Origin of the sequence: Bacillus altaicus (assembly GCF_042136375.2) — a bacterium.
GTDB classification, from domain to species: domain Bacteria; phylum Bacillota; class Bacilli; order Bacillales; family Bacillaceae_G; genus Bacillus_A; species Bacillus_A cereus_U.
The window spans coordinates 1,805,033-1,820,197 of sequence record NZ_CM143394.1 but is presented as its reverse complement, the minus strand read 5'-3'; the positions used below and the strand labels follow the sequence as shown (position 1 = coordinate 1,820,197).

The window sequence follows — 15,165 nt, the reverse complement described above, 5'->3', positions numbered from 1 at the left end:
ACTTCACCTACTTTCGTTTGTCGAATCCGCATAATCAATAATAACGAGGGTGATATTATCTTCTCCACCACGATCATTTGCTAATTGAATGAGATGCTCTCCCTTCGCCTCGAGCTGTTCATTCAATTGTAAAATTTGTTGCATATCAGCCATAGGGACTTTGTTAGACAATCCATCAGAGCAAAGAAGCAATTGATCGTCTTCTTCGAGCACCAATGTTTTAACATCTAGTCCGACTTTTTCTTCTGTTCCTAACGCTCTTAACAGAACATTCTTTTTCGGGTGATATTCTGCATCTTCTTTTGAAATTTCACCGTGCCTAACAAGTTCATTTACAAGTGAGTGATCTTCCGTTACAAGCGATATTTCTCCCTCTGATACCATATAACAACGACTATCTCCTATATGACCTATTGTTACAAAACTAGGTGTACAAATCGCCATGATAACCGTTGTTCCCATGCCATTACATTCTACATGCTGCTGAGAGTAAGCATATATGCGCTCATTAATAATTCCAACGTTAGTATGTAACCACTTTTCTACCTTTTTAGGCTCATTCATATTATGCGTTTGCTTCCAATAATCATGGAATAATTGAATAGCCATCGAGCTAGCTACATCGCCAGCTCGATGACCTCCCATTCCATCTGCTACTACCGCTAAAATATTTCCATCTAAATTGCGAAAAACTCCTGCACTATCTTCATTATGTTGACGAACTTTCCCTTTATCCGATAGAAACACGGCTTTCATCTCGTCACCTCGTCTCTTCTTTGCGCTCCTTTGCACGCAACTGACCGCAGGCTGCATCAATATCATGACCTTGTTCACGGCGAATTGTTACATTCACTCCACGATCTTTTAACGTCTTTTCAAATAAGAAAATTTGCTCTCGTGGCGTACGTACATAATCACGTTCTGGCACGTAGTTTACCGGAATTAAGTTTACATGACATTTTACACCTTTTAAGAGCGTAGCAAGTTCTTCAGCGTGCTCAACTTGGTCATTTTCTCCTCCAAATAAGCCATATTCAAATGTAATACGACGCCCTGTTCTATTTACATAGTATTTAACAGCTTCCATTAAATCAGGTAGCTTATAAGCACGGTTAATCGGCATTAATTTTGAACGTATCTCTGTATTTGCAGCATGCAATGAAATCGCAAAATTGATTTGCATATCTTCTTCAGCGAACTTATAAATTTTTGGAACAATTCCACTTGTTGAAACTGTCATATGTCTTGCACCAATATGAATTCCTTTTTCATGATTTACAATGCGTAAGAATGACATTAAGTTATCATAATTATCAAACGGTTCTCCAATTCCCATAACAACAAGAGAACTTACACGTTCTTCTGTTTCATCAAGCGCACGCTGAACTTCTACTACTTGCGCTACAATTTCTCCAGCCTCTAAGTTTCGTTTTAACCCACCAAGTGTAGATGCACAGAACGTACAGCCAATGCGGCAACCCACCTGTGTTGTTACACAAATAGAATTTCCATACTCATGTCGCATTAGTACAGTTTCAATAGAGTACCCATCATATAACTGGAATAGGAATTTAATCGTTCCATCCGAAGACGTTTGTTTTACTAAAGTGTTTAAAGTAGTAATATCAAAGGAATTCGACAATTTATCGCGCAATCCTTTAGCAAGGTTTGACATATCCTCATAATTTTTTACACGTTTTTTATATAGCCAATCAAAAATTTGTCCTGCACGGAACTTAGGTTCTCCTTGTTCCTTTAACCAATCTTGCATTTCATGAAGTTGTAAAGAATAAATTGATGGTTTCTTTGTCTCTAGATTTTTCTTTTGTTTTTTTACAGTCGTTTCCATGATGCTACACCTTCTTTCTTAAACAAGCAATATAAAAGCCATCTGTTGCAAAATAATGCGGTAAAATTCGTACTTGACCTTCATCAATATACGGATTTAACTTTTCTGGCATACGATCTTTTATCGTAGTATCCCATTCAAATTCAGGATGCTCTTGTAAAAATTGCTTTATTACTTGTTCATTTTCTATTTTTTCAATTGTGCACGTACTATAAACAAGGCGACCACCTTGTTTTAACAATGGTGCTATTTTTTCTAGTATCGCAAGTTGAATCGTTGATAACCTTTCACTATCGCCCTTATCTTTACCTAACTTAATATCAGGTTTACGTCTAATAACACCAAATCCAGAACATGGCGCATCTACTAATATTTTGTCAAAAGATTCATTTGCAAAATGCTCTTGAACTTTTCTAGCATCTAAAGACATCGTTTCTACATTTTCTAAACCAAGTCTCTTCGCCTGTTGTTCAATTAAACGTACTTTATGTGCGTGTAAATCAAGCGCCATTACCTTACCAGTTCCGTCCAAACGCTCTGCAATATGAGTTGTTTTTCCGCCAGGAGCAGCACAACTATCTAGAACTGCATCTCCTTTATTCGGTTCTAAAGCACGTGCTACAAGCATTGAGCTTTCATCTTGAATAGAAAGGAAACCTTTTTTGAACGCTTCTGTATGTGCGACATTTCCTCTTTCAATTTGAATTGCATCCTCTGACAATTCGCCACGTTTTGCTTCTATACCCTCATCAGCTAATAACGCAACCGCTTCTTCTACCGTTACTTTATCAACATTTACACGTGCTGTTGGTACAGGTGGCAACATATTTACTTCACACATTTTCTCTGCTGTCTCTAAACCATATTCGGATGCCCATTCTTGTACAAGCCACATTGGATGACTCGTTGCAATTGCAAGACGTTCTACTGGATTTTCGATTTCTTCTAACGAAGGTACACCTTCTCGCTGAATTGAACGCAATACTCCGTTCACCATACCTGAAATCCCTTTATGCCCACGACGCTTTGCAATCTCAACAGCTTCATGAATAGCCGCTCTTTCGGGAACTCGGTCTAAATATAACATTTGATATAAAGATAGGCGAAGCAACACTCTTACCCACGCTTCAACCTTTTTTCTTAAAAATGGTTGTAAATAATAATCTAGTGTGTCACGACGTTGAATTGTTCCATATACCATTTCAGTTAATAAACCAATATCTTTTCTGTCAATTGTATTTTTTTCGATCAGATTATTTAAAAGTAAGTTGCTATATGCACCACTTTTTTCTACTTGAATTAAGCCATCCAGAGCTAACTCACGAACATTTTGTCTCATGCATTTTCTCCTAACTTCGTACCAATTTCAGGTTTTGTTCCACGTAAAAATTGTGAACAACTCATACGCTTTTTACCAGACGGTTGCAATTCAGTGATTTTAACACCTGTCTCATTCCCTGTTGCAACAACAAATCCATCTTCTTCAAGAGCTACTATTGTACCTGGTTCAGCTTTCTCTGTAATAGAGATCTTCTCTCCCCACCATACTTTAATAACTTGTCCTGCCAAAGTCGTATAAGCAACTGGCCATGGATTCAATCCGCGAATGTGATTGTATACTTCTTCACCTGTTTTTGTCCAATCAATTATCTCTTGCTCACGTTTAATATTATATGCAAACGTCACTTCAGCTTCACTTTGTTTAATTGGTTCTAGTTTACCCTGAATTAGTAAAGGAACCGTTTTAGATAAAAGGTGTGCTCCTGCTTCGCTTAACTTATCAAATAATGAACCTGTTGTTTCACGCTCTTCAATTTCTACTTCTACTTGTGTTAATATATCGCCAGCATCTAATTTTTCTACCATATACATAATTGTAATACCTGTTTTCTCTTTACCTTCCATGATCGCATAATGAATTGGTGCACCACCGCGAAGTTCTGGAAGTAATGACGCGTGGACATTAATACATCTATACTTTGGCGCTTCTAAAATTTCATTCGGTACGATTTGTCCAAATGCCGCTGTTACAATTAAGTCTGGCTCTAGTGCTAATACTTTTTCATATTCGTCTTTTTCACGAATTTTTAACGGTTGTAATACTGGAATACCATGTTTCTCCGCTTCTACTTTAACAGGAGTAGGTGTTAAAACCTTTTTTCTACCAACTGGACGATCCGGTTGCGTTACAACACCAACTACGTCATATCCGTCCTCGATAAGACGACGAAGCACCGGCACAGAAAAGTCCGGTGTCCCCATAAATACTACTTTCATCATTCAAAAACCGCTCCTTTTAAACCTATTCTAATTCGCCTGCTTCATAATATCTTTTCACTTTAGATGTAAATAAAACACCGTGTAAATGATCGATTTCATGCTGAATTGCACGCGCTAAGAAGTCATCCGCTTCTACTAAAAATATTTTACCGCGACGATTTTGCGCACGTACTTTAATGTAATCTGCACGCTCCACTTCACCATAAAGTCCCGGAAAGCTTAAGCAGCCTTCGGGACCTACTTGTTCACCACGTTTTTCTAAAATAACAGGATTAATTAATTCAATTTTACCTGTATCATCACCTATATCAACAACAGCAACTTGTAAGCTTACACCTACTTGTGGCGCAGCTAGACCAACTCCGTCTGCAATTAACATTGTTTCATGCATATCTTTTAACAATTTCACTAACTTTTTATCAAAGTTAATTACTCTTTCGCATGATGTTTCTAACACTTCATTTGGATGCTTTACAATTTCTAAAACTGCCATATTTCCCTCCGCTACATTAACATTGTTGGATTAAAATCAATTGAGATTTGTAGCTCTTTTTGCATTTCTGCTTGATAATGTTCATTTACCATTTTGAGCACGTTCTTTAAGTTTGGTTCCCGTTTGTATTTTATCATGCATTGGTAACGATATCTATCTTTTATCCTTGGAATTGCTGAAGCAACCGGCCCTAACACCATTGTTTGCCTTGAACAATGCGTTCGTAAATGACCGACAATTTTTTCCGTCACTTGGACTGCCTTTAATAATTCCGGATGAGATACAGTTACAAGTACAACGTAGTAATATGGCGGATATTGTCTCATTTGCCTCATTTGCATTTCGTGCTCATAAAATACATCATATTGTTGATTCTTTGCTAATTCTACACTGTAATGTTCCGGCGTATACGTTTGAATTACAACTTCCCCTGGCAATTCATGTCTTCCTGCACGTCCACTCACTTGTGTCAATAGCTGATACGTCTTTTCACTCGCCCGAAAATCAGGTAGATGAAGCATCGTATCCGCCGTTAAAACGCCAACAAGCGTCACCTTCGGAAAATCAAGCCCTTTTGCAATCATTTGTGTTCCAAGTAATATATCTGCTTTCTCTTCACCAAACGCCTTTAATAATTTTTCATGCATTCCTTTACGGCTTGTTGTATCCACATCCATTCGAATGACCCGCGCCTCAGGGAATAGTTTTGTGATTTCTTCTTCAACCTTTTGCGTCCCTGTACCAAAGAAACGAATATACGTACTATTACAAGCAGGACACTCCGTTGGCATATTTTCCTCATGACTACAATAATGACATTTTAAACGATGGTTCATTTTGTGATATGTCAACGAAATATCACAATGCGGACATTGTACGACATACCCACAATCACGGCACATCACAAACGTAGAATGACCCCTTCTATTTAAAAAGAGAACCATTTGTTCTTTCTTTTCTAATCGATCTGCTATTTTTTCATGCAGTGCCTTTGAAAACATTGAGCGATTTCCATCACGAAGCTCTTCACGCATATCAACAATTTCTACAGTCGGCAAAGCTTGTTTGTTCATACGTTTTTCCATTGTAAGCAACCCATAGACACCTTTTTTCGCTCTAGCAAACGATTCAAGTGTCGGCGTTGCACTTCCGAGAACGATTGGACACTTATGGTATTGTCCTCTCCACACTGCTACATCTCTCGCATGATACTTCGGGTTATCTTCTTGCTTATAACTCGATTCATGTTCCTCATCAATAATAATGATTCCTAAATTTTCAAAGGGAGCAAAAATAGCTGAACGCGCACCAACTACCACTTTCACTTCTTTTCTTAAAATTTTGCGCCATTCATCATACTTTTCTCCAACAGAAAGCGCACTGTGAAGAACTGCAACTTGCGAACCGAACCTACCTTTAAAGCGATCTACCATCTGGGGCGTTAGCGCAATTTCAGGAACAAGCACAATTGCTTCTTTTCCTTTCTCGAGTACCGCTGCTATAGATTGTAAATACACTTCAGTCTTACCACTTCCTGTAACACCATATAGTAAAAATGGATTGTAAGTTTCATTTGTAATTGATGACAAAATCGGTGTAATTACTTGTTTTTGTTCCTCAGTAAGCGGAAATGGTTTCGTTTGTTCAAAATCATCATCGTCATACGGATTCCGGTATACTTCTACATACTTTTCTGAGATTAGACCCTTTTTAACAAGTGATTTTATTGGAGCATCTGTTATTTGTAATTCTTCTGTTAAATTTTTTAACGGTACACTTTTGTAGTTTTCTACAAAATAATAGAGTACGTCTTGTTGTTTTTTACTTTTCAGTTCAAATGCTGCTAATTCCAATTTATCTGCCGGTAACTCCGGTTGAACTACTCTTTGTTTCTTCTTCTGCACTTTATCCTTTACTTGATAAACCACTTCAGTCGTACCATTTTTAATTTCTTGTTGAATAGTACGATATAGGTGCGGCTGCGCTTCGATAGCTTCCCAATCTATCGTTTCCTTCCCTTGAAATAAAGAAAGAATTTCTGGCGCAACTTCTTCTTGGTTACGAAGTTGCAGACGCTTTTTATATGTTGCTTTTATCGCCGTTGGAAGCATCACCTGAAAAGCTGAAATCATATAACATAACGTTTCACTTGTAAGCCAATACCCAAGCTTTAATAATTCATCATTTAAAACCGGAGTGACATCTAATATTTCATACAACGCTTTTAACTTTTTACTTTCTAGATCAACCGAATCCTTTATGCCAATAATAAAACCTTGCAATTTCCTCGGACCGAATGGGACTACTACACGCATTCCTGTTTGCACGATATCTTCCCATTTTTTAGGGATAATATAATCAAACGGTCGATCTGTTTGACGTGCAGGTACATCAACAATCACACTTGCAAACTTCATACACGATCATCTTCTAACATCATTTCTATTTGCTTTAATATTTCACGAGCCACTTCTTTCTTCGTTAAAAGTGGCAACTCAATAATTTCTCCATCTTTTCTATACATTGTCACAATATTTGTATCTGTACCAAACCCAGCTCCTTGCGCTTTCACGTCATTCGCAACAATCATATTTGCATTTTTCTCACGTAATTTTCTCGTTGCGTATTCCTCTATGTTTGTCGTTTCAGCTGCAAAACCGATAAGTAACTGTTGGTCCTTCTTCTCACCTAACGTTTTTAAAATATCCACTGTTCTTTCTAATTCAATTACAGCATCGCCATTTTTCTTTTTCATTTTATTATCATGCACATATTTTGGGCGGTAATCTGCAACTGCTGCTGTTTTGATGACAACATCCACATTCTGATAATGTTGAAGGACTGCCTCTAACATATCTTGTGCAGATTCTACTTGTATTCTTGTTACATGTAATGGTGACTCTAATGCTGTCGGTCCTGACACAAGTATGACATCAGCACCTAAGCCTGCTGCAACTTCTGCGATCGCATACCCCATCTTTCCAGAAGAAAAATTCGTCATAAAACGAACCGGATCAATCTTTTCACGTGTCGGTCCAGCTGTTATTAATATTCGCTTTCCTTGCAATGGTTTTTGTTCTGAGAAAGCCTCTTCTAGCCGTCCAATAATCGCTTCAGGTTCTTCCAGTCTTCCTTTTGCTACATAACCACATGCTAAAAAACCTTCCCCAGGCTCAATAAATGTATATCCTAATGTTTTTAACGTCATCATGTTTTTTTGAACAATTTTATTTTCATACATATGCACATTCATAGCCGGTGCAATCCACACTGGAGCTGTAGTAGCTAACAAAGTAGTTGTAATCATATCATCAGCAATACCGCCAGCTAACTTTCCAATGCAATTAGCTGTAGCCGGTGCAACAAGTACAACATCTGCCCAATCCGCTAAATCAATATGAGCGATAACAGCCGAGTCTCTCTCATCAAACGTATCCGTATATACATCATGGCGAGAAAGTGCTTGAAATGTAAGAGGCGTAACAAACTTCATTGCCGACTCACTCATCATTACTTTTACAAGAGCGCCAGCTTGTGTCAATTTACTTGTTAACGCAGCCGCTTTAAAAACTGCAATGCCTCCTGTTACACATAGAAGTATCTTTTTCCCTTTTAGCATATGACTCGTCCTCTTTCTTTTTCAAACTTATTCTACTGAAATAGAATTTCCAGCTCGTCAGTACCAGTATTTCGTTCCGTCTTTTTCAATTCCTTTTCATCCCTATCGTAAAAAAATAACAACCTACTTGTAAATAGGTTGTTACCGTTACATAGAAAATTATAAAGTCTATGTTTTAATTTGTCGAAAAGAATGTCTTAATCGATTATTTTGTCATCGCATGGTATATATTTTAATACTTCTAAATCGATTTCTTCTAATGCTTTACCTACGCATTTATAAGAAACAGGCTTTTCAATAACACAATTGTCAGCAATTTGCATTTCACGTGCACGCTTTGCAGCTACTGTTACAAGTGTATATTTAGAATCGATTTTTGTTAATAATGAGTCAATTGATGGATTTAACATAATTATAGACCCTCCGTCATTTCTTTATAGTATTTTGCCACTCTTTCGCGGCGGCAATGTTCACCAACCACAATTGCTTTAATTCGGTCGCAAGCTAATTCAACTTGATCGTTTTCTACAACATAGTCATAAGCGTCCATCATTTCGATTTCTTCTTTCGCTACAGTTAAACGATTTTCAATAACATCTTCAGTTTCTGTACCACGACCGACAATTCGGTTCTTTAGTTCAGATAAACTTGGAGGTGCTAAGAAAATAAATACACCTTCAGGGAAGGCTTTCTTAACTTGAATTGCTCCTTGCACTTCAATTTCTAAGAACACATCTTTTCCTTCTTGTAACGTTTTTTCAACATAATCAATCGGTGTTCCGTAATAATTACCAACGAACTCAGCCCATTCAAGTAACCTTTCATTACGAATCATTTCTTCAAATTCTTCTCTCTCTTTAAAGAAATAATCCACACCATCTACTTCACCTTCACGCGGTTTACGTGTCGTTACTGAAATAGAGTACTGAAAACGTGTGTCTTCATGGCTAAACAGCTCTTTTCGAACCGTTCCTTTCCCGACACCAGAAGGTCCCGAAAGAACGATGAGCAATCCTCTTCTACTTCTCATAAATATGTAAAACCTACCCTTCCTCACTTAAATCTTCTTTATTATTCAAACGATGTGCAATCGTCTCTGGCTGAATTGGACTTAATACTACATGCCCATCATCCATAACAATAACCGCCCTTGTTTTTCTCCCATACGTAGCATCAAGCAAAGCATTATGTTCACGCGCTTCCTGTACTGTTCGTTTAATAGGAGCTGACTCCGGACTTACAATAGCAATAATTCGATGAGCAGATACAATATTTCCGTATCCAATATTTAAAAACCGCATGGCCATAGTTTGCGCCTCCTAGTAAGTCTATCCGATTTCTCCACCACGTATAACTTTATATATTTTTTGAAAGCTACTCAATATTTTGTACTTGTTCACGAATTTTTTCAAGGTTATTTTTCATTTCTACGACATATTTTGAAATTGTTAAGTCATTTGCCTTAGAACCTATCGTATTTACTTCCCTATGCATCTCTTGCACAATGAAGTCCATTTTCCTTCCAACAGGCTCTGTAATTTGCAGTGCTTCACGAAATTGATCTAAATGACTCTGTAATCGAACTAATTCTTCGTGAATATCTGAACGCTCTGCAAATATTGCTATTTCTGTCAACAATCGTTGTTCATCTAAATCTTGATTATGTAATTCTTTTAAGCGATTTTCTAATCGTTCACGATATTTTTGTGTGACAATTGGTGCATGTGGAATAATTGCATTTACACAATTATGAATCTCTTGCAAACGATATGCTATATCTTTATGTAATCGTTCTCCTTCGCCATCTCTCATCGTTTTCAACATATGAGCAGCTTGGCGAACAGCCTCATATAAACCGGTTTCAAATTGTTCATTTACATTTTCTATTTCTTCAACTGCCGTTACTTCTGGCATTCTCATTAGCTGCCCGAGTGTAATAGAATCTTGTAATTGAAATTTCCCTTTTATATTTTCCATAATGGATTGGTACTGTTCAAGAAGTTCCCAATTCACAGTTAATTTTCTTTCAACAAGCCCTTCACCTGTTATACTAATAGACACTTCAATACGTCCACGGCGAACTTGCTTTGCAATTATTTTACGAATCTTGTCTTCAAACACCATCATTTGCTTCGGAAGCCGAATACTCATTTCTAAAAAACGATGGTTCACCGACTTCATTTCTACTGTTATTTGAAAAGTATCGTTTTCTACCTTCGACCTTCCAAATCCTGTCATACTACAAATCATCTTTATCACATCCAAGCCATGAAATAACTCAATGAAAAAGGCAATAGAGACAAGGCTCTACTACCTTCTGTAAATTATATCATATTTTCATATCATTGACTATTTCAAGTTTAATCCCTTCTTATATAACAGTGGCTTTTTCTTTTTTTCCTTTTTTCTTGTTAATAAGGATCCTACTAATAAGAAGGTAGGAATAGATGATAATCCCCCAATTAACAACCAATCTCGTGCTTGTATCGGCATTGTGCTAAAAATCGGCTGTAATGGTGGATAATATATAACTACAAGCATTAACAGTAAAGAAATAATAACCGCCCCTACTAAATATATATTTCCAAACGGGTTGCGGTGAAATATAGAATGTTCACTACGACAATCAAATACATGAATAAGCTGAGCCAGTACTAATGTTGCGAAGGCTACCGTTTGTGCATACTTCAATTCATTCGGATGCTGGTTAAATGCAATAATAAACGCTACTAATGTCACTGCTCCGATTAGAAAACCACGACTTATAATTTTCCATGCAAGCCCTCTAGCGAACACCCCTTCTTTCGGATGGCGTGGTGTTCTCTTCATCACATCTCCTTCAGCCTTATCCAAACCTAATGCCATCGCTGGTAAACCGTCAGTAACTAAGTTCACCCATAAAATTTGAATTGGAACCATCGGCAATGGCAGTGCCAGTAACATCGCAAATAACATAACTAAAATTTCACCAACGTTAGATGCTAACAAATACCGAATAAACTTCCGAATATTTTCATATATGTTTCTACCTTCTTTAATCGCCGATTTAATCGTAGCAAAGTTATCATCTAACAACACAAGTGAAGAAGCTTCTTTTGCAACATCTGTCCCTGTAATTCCCATCGCAATCCCTATATCAGCTGTTTTAATAGCTGGAGCATCGTTCACTCCATCACCTGTCATAGCTACTATATGCCCCTTATTTTGCAGCGCCTTAACGATTTTCAATTTATGCTCAGGAGACACACGAGCGAATACATACGTATCTTCTACAATATCTTCTAATGCCTCTACATCCATATTCGCAAGTTCTACACCTTCAACAACGCGTCCACCCGCTGGTAAAACCCCTAACTGTTCCGCAATTGCCATTGCTGTCACTTTATGATCTCCCGTAATCATTACCGTTCTAATACCAGCTTCCTTACACTCTTTCACCGCTTGTGCCACTTCTGGTCTTGGCGGATCTATCATTCCTTGTATTCCAACAAGCATAAAATCATGCTCGACTTCTCTTTCGTGTTCAATTGAATCTGTAGCTTTTAACGGTTTAAATGCCACCGCAATCGTTCGTAACGCCTGACTTCCTAAACTATGAATCGCTGCCTGCACTTCTTTTCGATACATTTCACTTAAAGGCTGCTGCTTATTTCCCCACAAAATTGTTTGACTCATTTGCAAAAGAACATCTGGTGCTCCTTTTGTAATAACAAATTTTTTACCTTCACGATCACGAACAATAACGCTCATCATTTTTCTAGTTGAATCAAAAGGAAATTCACGAATGACTTCAAACTTTCCTTTAAGAGCTTCACGTGATATTCCCGCCTTCATTGCAGCCGCAACGAGAGCTCCTTCTGTTGGATCTCCATCTAACACATACGTCTTTTTCTTTTGAATAACATTCGCATTATTACATAAACAGCCAAATGTAAGTAGTTGATACAATGATTTCGTCTTAGTAGGGTCAATTACTTCTTCAGCTTTCATAAACGAACCTGCCGGCTCATAGCCTTGACCTGTTACTTTCCACAATTCTCCGCCTGACCACATATGCGTTACCATCATTTTATTTTGTGTCATTGTTCCTGTTTTATCTGAGCAAATAACAGAAGCACAGCCTAACGTTTCTACAGCTGGTAACTTTCGCACAATTGCCCTCTTTTTAATCATACGCTGTACACCAAGTGATAGCGCAACCGTAACGATAGCTGGTAATCCTTCTGGAATAGCTGCAACAGCAAGCGAAACCCCAGCCAAAAACATGTGATACACTTCATTCCCTTGATATACACCAGCTAATACAACAAGAGCCGTCAAAATAAGAGCAACAATAATCAAAATTTTCCCAAGCTGTTCTAATCTTCTTTGTAATGGCGTTTCCATTTGCACAGCATTTTGCAACATATTTGCAATTTGCCCCATAGCTGTATTCATTCCAGTCGCTACGACTACTCCTGTTCCAGCACCTCTCGTTATCATCGTCCCCATAAATGCCATGTTTTTTTGATCACCAATTGAAACATCTTGGCCTTGTAACGCCTCTACCTTCTTTTGTACAGGCAATGACTCTCCTGTAAGAGCCGATTCTTCAATATATAAACTTGAAGATTCCACAAGGCGAACATCCGCGCCAATACGGTCACCACTAGAAAACTTAATAATATCACCTAGTACAAGTGCTTTTGACGGCGCTTTGATCCACTTTCCATTTCTTAGTACAGTAACTTGAGGGGCTGCCAATTCTTTTAAAGCTTCCAACGATTTTTCAGCTTTCCTCTCTTGAAAGAAACCGAGGACACCATTGATAATAACAATTGCAACGATTGCAATCGAATCAATATACTCTCCTAAAAAAGCTGAAATAATTGTAGCACCAAATAAAACAAGTACCATAAAATCTTTAAATTGCGCTAAAAACACCATAAGCGCAGAAGGCCGCTTTGCTTCTTGCAATTCATTTGTACCAAATTTCTTTAATCGGCCCTCCGCTTCTTGCTCTGTAAGACCTACCTCCACATTCGTATTCGTTCTTTCCTCCACTTCATGTGCTCGCATTTCATACCAATTCATCCTGCCATCGACCTCCTGATTCCAGACATACTCTAATGAAAGCTTATTCAGCCTCGTCCAAAAAAATGCTATAATTAACTTTTAGTTAGAAAGGAGTGTTCATTCATGGCATTCGATGGATTATTTACAAGAGCAATTACACATGAAATTGCAAATTCTCTTCAAACAGGAAGAATTTCAAAAATATATCAACCCTCAAAATATGAAGTTTTATTACATATTCGAGCAAACGGAAAAAATCAAAAGCTGATTCTTTCATCTCACCCTACATATGCGCGTATGCACTTAACAAATCAAAGCTACGATTCACCAGCGCTACCGCCGATGTTTTGTATGCTTCTTCGCAAACATTTAGAAGGTGGATTTATTGAACAAATTGAACAAATTGACTTAGAACGTATTATTCAAATTACAGTCCGCAGTCGTAATGAAATCGGTGACGAATCAGTAAAAACATTAGTAATCGAAATAATGGGACGACACAGTAATATTATCTTAGTAGATACGAAAACAAATGTTATTTTAGATAGCTTAAAACACGTTTCTTTAGCGGTAAACCGACATCGTACTGTATATGCTGGAGCTGAATATGTTGCCCCACCAGCACAACATAAAGTTAATCCGCTTCTTATCGAAACAGAAGATGATTTCATTAAACCGCTCGACTTTTTATCTGGCAACATGGACAAACAACTTGTCGGAGCATTCATGGGAATTTCCCCATTATTTGCAAAAGAAGTTGTAAAAAAAGCAGGTATGGCAAATGAAAAAGCATTATCTGAAGCTTTCTTCAGCTTGCAAAAACCTTTGCTAACACATCAGTATGTGCCAGCAATGATAACAGCAAATGGAAAAGAGTTCTTTTACCTATTCCCTCTTTCTCACTTACAAGGAAATGAAAAAACATTTTCATCTGTTAGTGTATTATTAGATCGTTTCTTCTTTGGTAAAGCAGAGCGCGATCGTGTAAAACAACAAGCTCACGATTTAGAACGATTTATGCAAAATGAGAAGTCAAAAAATGAAAAGAAACTAATTAAACTGGAAAAAACATTACAAGATGCCGGAAAAGCAGATAAATATCAACTATTTGGAGAGCTACTTACAGCCAATATGTACGCTTTGAAAAAAGGTGATAAAGAGATTGAAGTCGTTAACTATTACGACGAAAATGGTGGGACTGTAAAAATCACATTAAATCCTTTAAAAACACCATCTGAAAATGCACAACGCTATTTCCAAAAGTACCAAAAAGCGAAAAATTCAGTTGCTATTGTAGAAGACCAAATCGTAAAAACAAATGAAGAAATTCTTTATTTTGATAGCTTACTTCAACAAATGGAGGCTGCTTCTTCAAAAGATATTGAAGAGATTCGTGAAGAACTGGCCGAAGAAGGTTATGTGCGCAATCGTAAGAAGAAAAATGCAAAGAAAAAACCGACAAAACCAGTATTGGACAAATATTTAGCTAGTGATGGTACAGAAATTTTCGTCGGTAAAAACAATAAGCAAAATGATTATTTAACAACGAAATTCTCCCGTCGCGATGAAATTTGGTTACATACGAAAGACATACCTGGGTCCCACGTTGTCATTCGTTCTCTTGAACCTACGGAAGAGACTTTACATGAGGCCGCTAAAATCGCTGCTTATTACAGTAAAGCAAAAGATTCTAGCTCTGTTCCTGTAGATTTCACAAAGGTACGCCACGTCAAAAAACCGAGCGGTGCAAAACTTGGATTTGTTACATATGACAATCAACAAACATTATATGTAACACCAGATGCTGATACAGTAATGAAATTAAAAGCGTAAATACTTAAAAATGCGTTGCTAGCAAGCAGCGCATTT

The 15,165-nt window shown here is 37.5% G+C and carries 13 protein-coding genes; 1 reads left to right on the top strand and 12 read right to left on the bottom strand.

Annotated elements, in window-relative coordinates; genetic code table 11:
• Window positions 1-3 precede the first annotated feature (3 nt).
• The 12 genes from ACE38F_RS09655 to ACE38F_RS09600 all read right to left on the bottom strand — a co-directional run bounded on the left by ACE38F_RS09655 (window position 4) and on the right by ACE38F_RS09600 (window position 13,314).
• Window positions 4-756 (bottom strand): Stp1/IreP family PP2C-type Ser/Thr phosphatase, encoded by a 753-nt coding sequence (locus tag ACE38F_RS09655; RefSeq protein WP_215553974.1) that lies wholly within the window; start codon window positions 754-756, stop codon window positions 4-6.
• 4 nt (window positions 757-760) lie between these two features.
• Window positions 761-1,849, bottom strand: coding sequence for a dual-specificity RNA methyltransferase RlmN (rlmN, locus tag ACE38F_RS09650; RefSeq protein ID WP_199714954.1), 1,089 nt, complete (start codon window positions 1,847-1,849; stop codon window positions 761-763).
• Between the two features lie 4 nt (window positions 1,850-1,853).
• Window positions 1,854-3,188, bottom strand: a complete 1,335-nt coding sequence (gene rsmB, locus ACE38F_RS09645; protein WP_375369433.1) for a 16S rRNA (cytosine(967)-C(5))-methyltransferase RsmB — start codon at window positions 3,186-3,188, stop codon at window positions 1,854-1,856.
• Window positions 3,185-4,129 (bottom strand): methionyl-tRNA formyltransferase, encoded by a 945-nt coding sequence (fmt, locus tag ACE38F_RS09640; RefSeq protein WP_002160723.1) that lies wholly within the window; start codon window positions 4,127-4,129, stop codon window positions 3,185-3,187. Before fmt ends, rsmB begins: the two co-directional genes overlap by 4 nt.
• 22 nt (window positions 4,130-4,151) lie before the next feature.
• A complete protein-coding gene (gene def, locus ACE38F_RS09635; protein ID WP_215553976.1) occupies window positions 4,152-4,622 on the bottom strand; it encodes a peptide deformylase in 471 nt (156 codons plus the stop codon).
• Window positions 4,623-4,633: 11 nt separating this feature from the next.
• Window positions 4,634-7,039 (bottom strand): primosomal protein N', encoded by a 2,406-nt coding sequence (gene priA / locus ACE38F_RS09630; protein ID WP_113769754.1) that lies wholly within the window; start codon window positions 7,037-7,039, stop codon window positions 4,634-4,636.
• Window positions 7,036-8,241, bottom strand: a complete 1,206-nt coding sequence (gene coaBC / locus ACE38F_RS09625) for a bifunctional phosphopantothenoylcysteine decarboxylase/phosphopantothenate--cysteine ligase CoaBC (RefSeq protein WP_113769755.1) — start codon at window positions 8,239-8,241, stop codon at window positions 7,036-7,038. The genes priA and coaBC overlap by 4 nt, the downstream gene beginning before the upstream one ends.
• A gap of 197 nt (window positions 8,242-8,438) precedes the next feature.
• On the bottom strand, window positions 8,439-8,651 hold the full coding sequence (gene rpoZ, locus ACE38F_RS09620) for a DNA-directed RNA polymerase subunit omega (RefSeq protein ID WP_113769756.1): 213 nt from the start codon (window positions 8,649-8,651) through the stop codon (window positions 8,439-8,441).
• A gap of 2 nt (window positions 8,652-8,653) precedes the next feature.
• The gene (gene gmk / locus ACE38F_RS09615) at window positions 8,654-9,271 is read right to left on the bottom strand and encodes a guanylate kinase (protein WP_002173127.1); all 618 of its coding nucleotides are present in this window, start codon (window positions 9,269-9,271) and stop codon (window positions 8,654-8,656) included.
• 13 nt (window positions 9,272-9,284) lie between these two features.
• Entirely contained in the window at window positions 9,285-9,548 is a 264-nt protein-coding gene (remA, locus tag ACE38F_RS09610; protein ID WP_001251456.1) for an extracellular matrix/biofilm regulator RemA, read from the bottom strand.
• 67 nt (window positions 9,549-9,615) lie between these two features.
• Window positions 9,616-10,491, bottom strand: coding sequence for a YicC/YloC family endoribonuclease (locus ACE38F_RS09605; RefSeq protein ID WP_002160720.1), 876 nt, complete (start codon window positions 10,489-10,491; stop codon window positions 9,616-9,618).
• A gap of 99 nt (window positions 10,492-10,590) precedes the next feature.
• Window positions 10,591-13,314, bottom strand: coding sequence for a calcium-translocating P-type ATPase, SERCA-type (locus tag ACE38F_RS09600; RefSeq protein ID WP_375369434.1), 2,724 nt, complete (start codon window positions 13,312-13,314; stop codon window positions 10,591-10,593).
• A gap of 105 nt (window positions 13,315-13,419) precedes the next feature.
• Here ACE38F_RS09600 and ACE38F_RS09595 point away from each other — a divergent pair, with 105 nt between their 5' ends.
• Window positions 13,420-15,129 (top strand): Rqc2 family fibronectin-binding protein, encoded by a 1,710-nt coding sequence (locus ACE38F_RS09595; RefSeq protein ID WP_215553978.1) that lies wholly within the window; start codon window positions 13,420-13,422, stop codon window positions 15,127-15,129.
• Window positions 15,130-15,165 lie beyond the last annotated feature (36 nt).

Coding starts and splice junctions, on each gene's coding strand:
- ACE38F_RS09655 (WP_215553974.1), bottom strand. CDS start 756: ATGAAAGCCGTGTTTCTATCGGATAAAGGGAAAGTTCGTCAACATAAT.
- rsmB (WP_375369433.1), bottom strand. CDS start 3,188: ATGAGACAAAATGTTCGTGAGTTAGCTCTGGATGGCTTAATTCAAGTA.
- ACE38F_RS09600 (WP_375369434.1), bottom strand. CDS start 13,314: ATGAATTGGTATGAAATGCGAGCACATGAAGTGGAGGAAAGAACGAAT.
- def (WP_215553976.1), bottom strand. CDS start 4,622: ATGGCAGTTTTAGAAATTGTAAAGCATCCAAATGAAGTGTTAGAAACA.
- fmt (WP_002160723.1), bottom strand. CDS start 4,129: ATGATGAAAGTAGTATTTATGGGGACACCGGACTTTTCTGTGCCGGTG.
- gmk (WP_002173127.1), bottom strand. CDS start 9,271: ATGAGAAGTAGAAGAGGATTGCTCATCGTTCTTTCGGGACCTTCTGGT.
- rlmN (WP_199714954.1), bottom strand. CDS start 1,849: ATGGAAACGACTGTAAAAAAACAAAAGAAAAATCTAGAGACAAAGAAA.
- ACE38F_RS09595 (WP_215553978.1), top strand. CDS start 13,420: ATGGCATTCGATGGATTATTTACAAGAGCAATTACACATGAAATTGCA.
- coaBC (WP_113769755.1), bottom strand. CDS start 8,241: ATGCTAAAAGGGAAAAAGATACTTCTATGTGTAACAGGAGGCATTGCA.
- ACE38F_RS09605 (WP_002160720.1), bottom strand. CDS start 10,491: ATGATTTGTAGTATGACAGGATTTGGAAGGTCGAAGGTAGAAAACGAT.
- priA (WP_113769754.1), bottom strand. CDS start 7,039: ATGAAGTTTGCAAGTGTGATTGTTGATGTACCTGCACGTCAAACAGAT.
- remA (WP_001251456.1), bottom strand. CDS start 9,548: ATGGCCATGCGGTTTTTAAATATTGGATACGGAAATATTGTATCTGCT.
- rpoZ (WP_113769756.1), bottom strand. CDS start 8,651: ATGTTAAATCCATCAATTGACTCATTATTAACAAAAATCGATTCTAAA.